Annotated in this window: 11 protein-coding genes, 1 tRNA gene and 1 pseudogene; 4 read left to right on the top strand and 9 right to left on the bottom strand. The window is 67.8% G+C overall.

Annotation, left to right across the window (positions count from 1 at the left end):
• Positions 1–23 precede the first annotated feature (23 nt).
• A complete protein-coding gene (locus VBO01S_RS06875) occupies positions 24–923 on the top strand; it encodes a LysR family transcriptional regulator (RefSeq protein ID WP_062472397.1) in 900 nt (299 codons plus the stop codon).
• A gap of 487 nt (positions 924–1410) precedes the next feature.
• On the opposite strand, the gene VBO01S_RS06880 is transcribed toward VBO01S_RS06875, so the two are convergent.
• The 8 genes from VBO01S_RS06880 to VBO01S_RS06910 form a co-directional block, all read right to left on the bottom strand.
• Positions 1411–2415, bottom strand: a complete 1005-nt coding sequence (locus tag VBO01S_RS06880; protein WP_255221069.1) for a tyrosine-type recombinase/integrase — start codon at positions 2413–2415, stop codon at positions 1411–1413.
• Between the two features lie 13 nt (positions 2416–2428).
• Positions 2429–2638, bottom strand: a complete 210-nt coding sequence (locus tag VBO01S_RS33185; RefSeq protein WP_255221070.1) for an Arm DNA-binding domain-containing protein — start codon at positions 2636–2638, stop codon at positions 2429–2431.
• A 173-nt stretch (positions 2639–2811) separates the two neighbouring features.
• Positions 2812–2885 (bottom strand) — tRNA-Gly (locus VBO01S_RS06885).
• 46 nt (positions 2886–2931) lie between these two features.
• Positions 2932–3156: a hypothetical protein gene (locus VBO01S_RS06890; RefSeq protein ID WP_062472399.1), complete on the bottom strand. Its 225-nt coding sequence runs from the start codon at positions 3154–3156 to the stop codon at positions 2932–2934.
• A gap of 152 nt (positions 3157–3308) precedes the next feature.
• Positions 3309–3584, bottom strand: coding sequence for a hypothetical protein (locus VBO01S_RS06895; protein ID WP_062472401.1), 276 nt, complete (start codon positions 3582–3584; stop codon positions 3309–3311).
• A gap of 112 nt (positions 3585–3696) precedes the next feature.
• On the bottom strand, positions 3697–4473 hold the full coding sequence (locus tag VBO01S_RS06900; RefSeq protein WP_062472402.1) for an alpha/beta hydrolase family protein: 777 nt from the start codon (positions 4471–4473) through the stop codon (positions 3697–3699).
• Positions 4457–5632 (bottom strand): DUF3182 family protein, encoded by a 1176-nt coding sequence (locus VBO01S_RS06905; protein WP_062472406.1) that lies wholly within the window; start codon positions 5630–5632, stop codon positions 4457–4459. The genes VBO01S_RS06900 and VBO01S_RS06905 overlap by 17 nt, the downstream gene beginning before the upstream one ends.
• Positions 5633–5639: 7 nt before the next feature.
• Positions 5640–5900 (bottom strand): hypothetical protein, encoded by a 261-nt coding sequence (locus VBO01S_RS06910; protein WP_062472409.1) that lies wholly within the window; start codon positions 5898–5900, stop codon positions 5640–5642.
• A 246-nt stretch (positions 5901–6146) separates the two neighbouring features.
• Here VBO01S_RS06910 and ligD point away from each other — a divergent pair, with 246 nt between their 5' ends.
• On the top strand, positions 6147–8672 hold the full coding sequence (ligD, locus tag VBO01S_RS06915; RefSeq protein ID WP_062472412.1) for a DNA ligase D: 2526 nt from the start codon (positions 6147–6149) through the stop codon (positions 8670–8672).
• 15 nt (positions 8673–8687) lie between these two features.
• A complete protein-coding gene (gene ku / locus VBO01S_RS06920; protein ID WP_062472415.1) occupies positions 8688–9602 on the top strand; it encodes a non-homologous end joining protein Ku in 915 nt (304 codons plus the stop codon).
• Here the strand turns inward: ku and VBO01S_RS06925 are convergent, their stop codons facing one another.
• Positions 9603–10511, bottom strand: coding sequence for a LysR family transcriptional regulator (locus tag VBO01S_RS06925; protein WP_062472418.1), 909 nt, complete (start codon positions 10509–10511; stop codon positions 9603–9605).
• Positions 10512–10621: 110 nt separating this feature from the next.
• Between VBO01S_RS06925 and VBO01S_RS06930 the strand changes: the two are divergent.
• Positions 10622–10964, top strand: a pseudogene (locus tag VBO01S_RS06930) (SGNH/GDSL hydrolase family protein); the annotation flags it as partial.

Consider the following 10964-nt stretch of genomic DNA (forward strand, 5'->3'; position numbering starts at 1 on the left):
AGCTATGTAGAAGGAAATACAGAATGCGCGGATCGGAGTTTGCCGAGCTCAAGGCCTTTGCTGCCGTGGTGGAACGCGCGAGCTTTGCCCGCGCCGCCGAGCATCTGGGGCTGTCTGCTTCGGCGCTGAGTCAGACCATCCGACAGCTGGAAACGCGGCTGGGTACGCGGCTGCTGAACCGCACGACCCGCAGCGTGGCCCCCACCGCTACCGGGGCGCAGTTGTACGGGCGCATCGCGCCGCTCTTCCGGGACATGGCCGATGCAGTGAATGAAGCCAGCGCGATGGCGGGTCAGACGCGCGGCACGCTGCGCATCAACACCCTCGGCATGGCCGCCTGGCAGGTGATCGGCCCCCGGCTGGGCCGGTTTCACCGGACGCACCCGGAAGTGACACTGGACATCGTGGTCGACAACGGCCTGAGCGACATCGTCGCCGGTCGCTTCGATGCGGGCATCCGCGTCGGGGGCAAGCTGGAGAAGGACATGATCGCGGTGCGCTTGACGCCGGACGTGAAGATGGTGGCCGTGGCATCCCCGGACTATCTGGAGCGTCGCGGCAAACCGCGGTCCCCCGCCGACCTGCACGGCCACGCCTGCATCAACTGGCGCCTGCAGGGCGACGGGAGTGCCTACCGCTGGGAGTTCGAAAAAAAGGGCAAGCGGATCGAAGTGGCGGTGGAAGGACCCTTGGTCACCAACCACTCGGACACTGGCGTCGCTGCGGCACTCCAAGGGCTGGGGATCGTCTATGCCTTCGATCGCGAACGCGTCGATGCACTGCTCGCCCAGGAGCGGCTGGTGGAGGTTCTCGCCGACTGGTCGATTGCAAGGCCTGGCCTGTTCCTGTACCACCCCAGCCGGCGCCACTGCCCTGCCGCACTGCGCGCCTTCATCGACTGCATGCTGGAGAAAGACCCCTGAGCGGACTTTCTCTTCCCGGCGATCGGACCGGGGGCCGGGCAGGCCCTGCCGGCGTCGCTCGATGGTGACTTCAATATTTCCGCGGATAGGAGCCGGGTAGCCGGAACTCCGCATGGCTCGCGAGCAGCTTGGCGATCTCCGGCTGCGAGGCGTGATCAACGTTCCGATCGTTCATCGGCGGACTTGATCAGACGTTCCCTAGAGATCTCGGAGCAGACGGAAATCTGAGCGAGCGTCGATTGAGCGGCGCAGATCCGTCCGCCTTGCCGCCGCGGCGAGGCGGATCGACGCGCTGCCGGAGGACTCGATTGAGACGCACAGCAGACGTTCAGCGGGCCATACCGACTGACTGCAACCAGTCTGAAAGCGTCTTTCAGCAGGCGCCGCTCGCGGGGCGCTGATACAGCCTCAGCCTCTTGGCAAGCTTCACGAGAAAAAGCGAAGCATTGCGTGATATCAGCACCGTGTTTTTCGCAAACACGAGCCCTCAAGAGAGAGCCGGCTTGGACAGACGGAGTTGATCCAAGTAATTCGCCCAGAGCACCATCATTTCGCGGCGCTGCTCCTTCAACTGGGTGCGGTTGTACGCGGTCCCCAAAGGCCCGCTTTTGCCGTGCGCCAGCTGCTCTTCAATCACCTCAGGATTGACGCGGAGCTGATCAACCATGATCGTTCTCGCCATCGCGCGAAAACCATGCGCAGTCATTTCCGTGTTATTGAACCCCATCCGTCGCAGTGCGGTATTAACCGTGTTGTCCGACATCGGCCTCTCGCCTGTAAGCAAGCTGGGGAAAACGTAGCGCCCATGTCCGGTCAGGACTTTCATACGCTTCAACGAATCAACCGCTTGAGGGGCGAGGGGAACGAGGTGAGGCTCGCCATTGAGCTTTGCCTGCTTCGTCCTTTTCATCGATGCTGCCGGTATGACGACCTGGCTGCCACTGAAGTCGACCCAACTCCATTCCATCGCGCGGATGTTGCCGGGCCGCTGAAAAAGTAGAGCGGACAAGAGCAGCGCTTCTCTTGTTGCGGGCAGTCCGCGATAGCCGTCAATCGCGCGCATGAGGTCCCCCGCCTTCTGGGGATCAAGCACAGCAGCCATGTTCTTTACGATCACCGCCCCCAACGCTCCCCGCAGCTTGGTGGCCGGATCATCTTCACAGCGCCCCGTCGCGATGCCATACCGAAAGACTTGCCCGGCGTACTGGCGCAGGGAAACCGCCGTCTCATTCAACCCCTTCCCCTCGACTCGGCGCAGCGGCTCTAACAAGACGTTTGCGGTGATCTCGCCCAGAGGCAATCCACCAATCCAGGGAAAAAGATTGCTCTCTTGCAGGCGCAACCACTTGGTGCTGTGCGCCTCACTCCACTCCCGCTGCTTGAGCGCGTGAAATTCACGAGCGACCTTCTCGTAGATTGTCACTGCGGTCGCGCGGACCTTTGCCTTGTCTAGGCGGCGGCGCTGCGTGGGGTCAGCACCGGTTTGCAGCACTTTGCGCGCGTCATCACGAGCCGCTCGCGCATCTTTGATGCTTGACCGCGGGGTAGCTGCCAATCGCGAGCCGCTTCTCCTTGCCGCCAACCGTGTACTTCCAAAACCAGCGCTTGGATTCGTTGGACGCGACTTCCAGGTAGAGATTGCCGCTATCACTGAGGCGCGCGCGCTTCTTGTCAGAGGGGCACGAAGCGTTTTTGCAGGCGAGTTCTGTGAGCATAGGGGAACAAGGCTTTGGGTCTGAGCCAAATATACCGATGTTCCCCGTGCCGTGCCCCGTGGAGGCGTTGGCTTCGCTTGGATCGCGTAGGCTTCTCTCGAACCCTTCTTAACCGTAACCCCTTGATTTTCAAGAGATTCTTGGATCCTCTAGGAATGCCTCGGAACGTCAACTGGAGCGGGTGAAGGGAATCGAACCCTCGTATGAAGCTTGGGAAGCTGCCGTTCTACCATTGAACTACACCCGCAGCAGGCGCGGATTCTAACGTCAGTTCACTCGCACACGGCGCACGCTCAGGTCTGCAGCGCATCCCTTCGCAGCCGCAGCGCCGCGCGCCCTTGCGGCGTGATGAGCAGGACGACGGCGACGCGCGGGCCCGTGCCGCTGGCGGCCGGTGGCAGCACGGCTTCGATGAGGTGCGCGGCGACCAGCATGGTCGCGCAGTGGATGTCGGCTTCGTCGCGGACCGCCATCGGGAACGACGCGTCTTCGATGCGCTCCAGAAAGTCCATGGGCATGGGAAGGCTCCTGAGGAAACGAGGCGCAGTCTAGGTCGTTGCGCCCCCGAAATGCGGGTCCAGATAGGTCGCTTTTGTAACCAAATCGACAGGTCGCACGGTGCGAGCGCCGTGCGAGAACTTTCGCCCGACAGCGCCTCGCCACCCGCGTCTCAGCGCGGTGCATGCATCCGTGCGAAATCGCCGCAGGCCAGCACGATGGGCCCGTGCGGATCGGCCCTGAAGCGCGCTACCGCCGCCGCCGAGATCACGTCGAAATGCCGCTTGCAGGCATGCAGCGTGTGCTCGCCGATTTCCTGCGCGCCGAGCGCATCGTGCAGCACGTCTTGCGAAATCTGCGCCAGCACGCGCGCGCCGTCGGGACCGTCGGGGTACACGGCGAAACGCACCGTGGCCGTATCGAAGCAGTAGATGCCTTCGAAGTCCATCTCTTTGTCTCCGTCACCATGGGGTCAGGATTCGGCGCGCGCGACGCGACGCGTGGTGATGGACTGGCGCGCATGTTCGGGAAGGAAGCGGCCTACAGCCTCGGCGCGTGCCTCAGGCCGAGCCGCTCGTCACCGGCCTGGTGAGCGTCGACGTCGCCTTGGCGCCCAGCGTCATCTCGGTGATCCACGACACGAGCAGCGCGCCATAGGCCTGGCGCGATTCCAGGCGCGACAGCGCGTGGTCGGCGCCGGACAAGGTGCGGTAGGTCGCCGAGCGCACGCGCTTGAAGGCCGCGAGGTAGTTCTCGATGACGGGGTGCGGCACGGTCTGGTCGTCTTCCGATTCGACGATGAGCACGTCGCCGGTGAAGGCCGCGCAGGCCGCGAGCGCGCGGTTGTCGTCGGGCCCGACGAGCGTGCGGCGGTAGGCCACGAGGTCGGAGCGGCTCAGCAGGCCCTTGGGCGTGTCCCACTCGCCGTCGCGGTACAGCGCGGGCGCGCGCAGCGCGAGCCAGCGCACGGGCCGCATCGCGCTGACGAGCGCGGCCAGGTAGCCGCCGTAGCTGCTGCCGACGATGGCGACGGCCGCGGGGTCGACGGTCGGGTGGCCCACCAGCGCGTCGTAGGCGGCAAGCACGTCGCGCAGGTTGTCTTCGCGCGTGACCTGCTGGCGCAGCCCTTCATGGCGCGCATGGCCGCGCAAGTCGAAGGTCAGGCAGACGCAGCCGAGTGCGGCGATCTCCTGCGCGCGCTTGAGGTACTGCTCCTGGCTGCCGTCCCAGCCGTGCACCAGCAGCACGCCCGGCACCATGCTGGACGCAGCGAACAGCGTGCCCTCAATGTGATGGCCGTCCACGGGAATGTCGATGGAACTATGGCGTGTCGGCATGCGGGGTGGTGGTGTTTTCGATCACCGTGTATTTGCACAGCGGCCCGGTTTCGGGGTCGTTGCCCTGGTAGGCCACGATGGCGCCAGCGGGCACGCGGGCGGCCTCACCGTACACCTCGAAGCAGGACGCGTGCACGCGCTGGCACGCCGGGTCCTGATGAAAGGCTTCGAGCGCCGCGATCTCCGCGCCGGTGGCGCCGCCGACGCGCCACGACTGCTCCAGCACGCCCGAGCGCCAGTCGCCCTGGCCGTCGAGCCCTTGCGCCACGTCGTAGTTCACGCGCGAAGCGAAGAAGTCGGGGTAGCAGTCGATCACCGCGCGGTGGTAGCGCCGGGCCTGCTCGATCGCGCGGCGCAGCGGCGGCGGCGGATCGACGCGGGCCAGCAGCGCGTCGAAGTCGCCGCGTACCAGCAGCAGGTCGGAGCCGCCGTAGACCTCCTGCCCGGCGTTGTCGCGCGTGAGGCGCTGCTCGCCGCAGTAGCTGACGAGGCGCTGCGCCACGATCAGCTGCCCGACGCTGTAGGTCTGGGGTTGTTCCAGGTTGGTTTCGAGCACGAGGCCTTCGGTGGCGATCGCGCGGTCGTCCATCGCATCGAGACCGCGCTCGAGCGCATCGACGCCGTCGACCACCTGCTGCCCGCGCCCGCCGGTGGCCGTCACGGGCTTCAGGCGCACGCGGCCGATGTCGAGCAGCGCCCTCCCCGCAGCGCGCGCCTCGTCCAGGCTGAAGCAGGTAAAGCCGGGCAAGGCGGCATCGGCGATCTCCCCTGCGATCCGCGCCGACCAGCCCAGCGGCCGCACGGCGTCGGGGCCGATGAGCGGATGGCTGATCGCCTTGGTGGCGACGAAGGCATGCGGCACCACGCCGCCGAAGAGGTCGTCCACGCCGGCGATGCCCATGGCGCGCGCCTGGTGCGGGTCGGTGAGCGTGTCGCTCGGCACGAAGTAGAGCGGGTCCGGCCCCGGTTGGCTGGCGTCGTAGGCGCCCGCGAACGCCCAGCCCTGGAGCGCCGCCAGGCGCTGCGCAACGTTGGCGCGCGTGGCGTGCTCGTGTTCGCTGCAGTAGCCCTGCGGACGCACGTCCCAGGTGACGACGCGGCGCGTGGCCGGGCCGGTGGCGGTTTCCGGGGCCATGACGGTGTTCAGGCGCAGGTCCATCGCGGCCTCAGGCGTCGGCCTTCTTGTCCTTGTCCGCATCGCCCGATGGCAGCTTGACCTTCGTGACGGTGACCGACACCGGGTCGCTCGCCGGAAAGGACTCTTCCACGCCGCTGTCGAGCGCTTCTTCGCTGGACGGTTGCTCGGTCGGCTTGGCGGCCTCGGCCGGTGGCTTGCCGTGGTTCTCGGACGTGGGAAACGGAAACTTCTCCGGCGGGTTCTTGTCCGGGCTCGCCGGCTTCGGGTCGGGGGTCTGCTTCGAAGTCATGGGGTCTCCTTGGTGCGATGCACACGGGCTCACATGGCTGCCTCCTCCGGGTTGGCGGCTGCAGTGCCTCCATGTTCTGCGGATCGCGCGGCACGCCGGTCGGAGGGCACAGCGCCTGCGCGTGGGACCCGTCTGGCACCCGCCTGCGCCTCGCCCCGCCTTCGCGCGCGCGTGCGGCCTTGGCCCACACGAAGACCGGACACCTGGCCGATGCGGCGCGGCCCGAATGCGGGCACACCAGAGGGCATGGCCCGTTCCGACACGCCCCTCGCAACCTACCAGGCGAAGCGCGACTTCGCCGTCACCGACGAACCCGCCGAAGGCGGCAAGGCCCGGCCGCACGCGCCCGCGTTCGTGATCCAGAAGCACGCGGCGCGGCGGCTGCACTACGACTTCCGGCTCGAACTCGACGGCGTGCTGGTGTCGTGGGCCGTGCCCAAGGGGCCGAGCCTCGACCCCGCGCACAAGCGCATGGCCGTGCATGTGGAAGACCACCCGCTCTCGTACGCCGGCTTCAAGGGCACGATTCCCGAGGGCCACTACGGCGCGGGCGACGTCATCGTGTGGGACCACGGCACCTGGGAGCCCGTGGGCGATCCGCGCAAGGGCCTGGCCGCGGGCAAGCTCGCGTTCCGGCTGCACGGCCAGAAGCTCGAAGGGCTGTGGGAACTCGTCAGGATCGCCAAGGGCGGCGAGCGGCAGGAGCCCTGGCTGCTGTTCAAGAAGCGCGATGCCTTCGCGCGCTCGCATGCCGAGTACGACGTGGTGTCCGCGCTGCCCGACAGCGTGGCCGGGGCGCGCAAGAGCGCCAAGGCCAAGGCCCAAGCCTTGCCCGCAACGGGCGCGGTGAAGGCACGCCTGCCCGCCAAACTTTCGCCGCAGCTCGCGATGCTCGCCACCGGCGTGCCCGCAGGCGCACCCGGCGACTGGATCTTCGAGATCAAGTTCGACGGCTACCGCCTCATGGCGCGCATCGGCAACGGCAAGGCACGGCTGCTCACGCGCGGTGGCCACGACTGGAGCGCGAAGCTGCCGAAGCTGGTGGCCGAACTGGAGCGCCTGGGCATCGGCAACGCCTGGCTCGACGGCGAGATCGTCGTGCCCGACCAGAACGGCACGCCCGACTTCAACGCGCTGCAGAACGCACTCGACCGCGAACGCGCCGACCCCATCGTGATGTTCCTGTTCGACGTGCCCTTCTTCGAGGGCTTCGACCTGCGTCACACGCCGCTCGCCGAACGCCGCCGGCTGCTCAAGCAACTGATGGACGCGCGCGCCACGCGCCGCCTGCGCTTCAGCAGCGACTTCGAGGCCGATGTCGACTCGATCCTGCAATCGGCCTGCCGCATGAACCTCGAAGGCGTGATCGCCAAGCGCGCCGACGCGTCGTATGTCTCGCGCCGCAGCGACACCTGGCTCAAGCTCAAGTGCATCCGGCGCCAGGAGTTCGTGGTGTGCGGCTACACGCTGCGCAGCGACAGCCCGACGCGCATCGGCAGCCTGATGCTGGGCGTGCACGCGAAGAACGGCCAGCTGGTGTCGGTCGGCGGCGTCGGCACCGGCTGGAACGACCGCGAAGCGCGCGACATTCGCCGCCAGCTCGCCGCGCTGGACACCGACCACGCGCCGTTCACCGGCGGCGAGGCCAAGCCCGGCCGCCGCCGGCCGGGCGGCACGCGGCACTGGGTGAAACCGACGCTGGTGGCCGAGGTGCGCTTCGCCGCATGGACGCCGGACGGGCAGGTCCGCCACGCGTCCTTCGTGGCGATGCGCGACGACAAGCCGGCGTCGGAGATCGTGCATGAAGAGCCCCGCGACATCGCACTTGTCCCTCGCGAAAAAGGCACGAAGACCATGAAGACCTCATCGAAGAAATCCGCCTCCACCGTCGGCGGCGTCGCCGTGAGCCACGGCGAGCGCGTGATCGATACGGCCTCGGGTCGCACCAAGCTCGACCTCGTGCGCTACTACGAATCGGTGGCCGACGACATGCTGCCGCACCTGAAGGGCCGCCCCTGCGCGCTGGTGCGCGGGCCGCAGGGCGTGGGCGGCGAGATCTTCTTCCAGAAGCATGCCGAGAAGGTCCACATCGCCGGCGTGAAGCAGCTCGACCCGGCCCTGTGGCCCGGCCACCCGTCGATGCTCGAGGTCGGCACGCGCGAGGCCTTGCTGAACGCGGCGCAGTTCAACGTGATCGAGTTCCACACCTCGAACGCGACCTCGACGCACTTCGACCGGCCCAACCGCATGATCTTCGACCTCGACCCGGGCGAAGGCACGCCGTGGGCGCATGTGCAGGAAGGCGCGCTGCTGATGCGCACGCTGCTCACCGAGCTGGGCCTGGCGTCATGGCTCAAGACCAGCGGCGGCAAGGGCCTGCACGTGGTCGTGCCGCTGCGCATGCACTACGACAACGACACGGTGAAAGCCTTCTCGCGCGCCATCGTGCAGCACATGGCGCAGGTGATCCCGTCGAAGTTCGTGGCCAAGAGCGGGCCCTCGAACCGCGTCGGCAAGCTCTTTGCCGACTACCTGCGCAACGGCGTGGGCGCGACCACGGTGGCGGCCTACTCGGCGCGCGCGCGGCCCGGCATGGGCGTGTCGATGCCGGTGCGCTGGGACGACCTCGCCGGTCTCAAGAGCGGCGCGCACTGGACCATCGCCACCGCGCGCGAGCACCTGTCGTTCCAGTCCAAAGACCCCTGGGCCGCCTACTGGACCACGCGCCAGCCGCTGGGCGAGGCGATGAAGCGGCTCGGCTTCAAGAAATAACCAAGGAGACACACCATGGCCACGAGAACCCTCTGGAAAGGCGCCATCACCTTCGGGCTGGTCCACATCCCCGTGGGCCTGCACACCGCCAGCACCGAACAGGGCATCGACTTCGACTGGCTCGACAAGCGCAGCATGGACCCCGTGGGCTACAAGCGCATCAACAAGCGCACGGGCAAGGAGATCGCGCGCGAGCAGATCGTGAAGGGCTTCGAGTACGAAGACGGCAAGTACGTCGTGATCTCGCCCAAGGAGATCGAAGCTATCTACCCGCGCACCACGCAGACCATCGAGATCCAGCGCTTTCTCGACGTCGGCGAGATTCCCTTCGTGTACCTGGAGCGCCCCTACTACCTCGCGCCGATCAACAAGGGCCAGAAGGTCTACGCGCTGCTGCGCGAGGTGCTGGTGAAGACCGGCAAGGTCGGCCTTGCCAAGGTGGTGATCGCCACCAAGCAGCACCTGGCGCTGCTGATTCCCTTCGGCAAGGTGCTGGTGCTCAACCTGCTGCGCTGGGGCGACGAGATCAAGGACGCCGACGGGCTCGACCTGCCGGCCGCCGGCATCAAGGGCGCGAAGCTGTCGGCCGCCGAGATGAAGATGGCCGAGCAGCTGGTCGGCGACATGTCGGGCCCGTGGAACCCCGACGAATTCAAGGACGAGTTCAAGCACGCCGTGATGAAGATCGTCGAGAAGAAGGTCAAGGCGGGCGACACGGAGACGGTGGTGCAGCCGGAAGAAGAAGCACCCGAGGGCGGCGCCGAGGTGATCGACCTGACCGAGCTGCTCGCGCGCAGCCTGCGCAGCGGCAAGCGCACGCCGCCTGCGGCGAAGAAACGTGCGGCGAAGTCGACGGCTTCTGCACGCAAGACCGCGCACAAGCCTGCTGCGGCCAAACGCGCGAAGAGCGTGGCCCGCAAGGCGGCCTGACTAGCGCCGCGGCGCTTTCGCAGCCCCCGGCAACGCCGCCACGCGCTGCGCCAGGAAGTCGACCAGCACCTGCACCCGCAACGGCAACTGCCGACGCGGCGCATAGAGCAGGTGCAGCTCCTGCGCGGGCCCCGTGTGCCGCGCGAGCACGCGCACCAGCCGCCCCTGGGCGAGCAGGTCCGCCACCATCCAGGTGGGTTGCAGCGACACGCCCGCGCCCGCCAGCACGCTGTCGAGCAACGCCACGGCGTTGTTGACGCGGTAGCGGCTGCGCACCGGCACGGTCACCGCGCCGCCGGGGCCCGTGAGCAGCACGCCGTCGTCGCCCGCCGCGTAGCGCAGGTAGTCGTGCGCCAGCAGATCGTGCGGCGTGCGCGGCTTGCCGCGTGCGGCCACGTAGTCCGGCGAGGCGACGAGCACGCGCGGCCAGCTGCCGAGGTGGCGCGCGACAAGGTCGGGCGGCAGCGCGCCGCCGACGCGCAGCGAGACGTCGATGCGCTCCTCGCGTGGATCGACGAAGCGGTCGTCGAGCACCAGCTCCAGTTCGATGTCGGGGTACAGCCGCAGGAACTCGACCGCCATCGCGTTGAGGTGCCGCTGCCCCAGCGTGACCGGCGCGCTCAGGCGCAGCAGGCCGCGCGGCTGCTGCACCTGCGCACGCGCATCGGCCACGGCGTCGCCGTAGTCCTCGAGCATGCGGCGCGCGCGTTCGTGAAAGCGCTGGCCCTCCTCCGTGAGGCTCAGGCCGGTGGCCGCGCGCCGCAGCAGCCGCACGCCCAGCGATCGCTCCAGCCCCGCGACGAGCTTGCTCACGGTGGGCTGCGTGGTGTCGAGCGCGCGGGCCGCGCCCGAGAGGCTGCCGAGCTCGACGCTGTGCACGAAGGCGGAGAGTGCGCGAAGGGTGTCCATGGGGTCATTCGAATCAGGAATGCGATGCATGCCATTCTGCCTTCTACCCCTCGCGATTCGAATGGAAGAAAGTTCGCCCATCGACACTTCTTTCACCTGAGGACATTCACATGACCGCTTCGCGACTCACCTCCCTCCTGCGCCAGGGCGCGCTCGCCCTTTCCCTCGCGGCTGCCGCCGGAGCCTCCACGGCCGCGCCCACGCACTGGAGCCCCAGCTGGATGGCCGCCACCCAGCCGCTGTGGGACGAGAGCTTCGTGCTGCCCCTGGGCATTCCCGCCCGCTTCGAGCGGCAGACGCTGCGCCAGGTGGCGCGCCTGAGCATCGGCGGCACGCGGCTGCGCGTGGTGATCAGCAACGAAGGCGGCACCACGCCGCTGCACATCGGCGCGGCGCGCGTGGCCCGCCATGCGAGCGGCTCGGCGGTCGTCGAAGGCACCGACCGGGTGCTGC

Origin of the sequence: Variovorax boronicumulans NBRC 103145 (assembly GCF_001591345.1) — a bacterium.
Lineage (GTDB): Bacteria > Pseudomonadota > Gammaproteobacteria > Burkholderiales > Burkholderiaceae_C > Variovorax > Variovorax boronicumulans.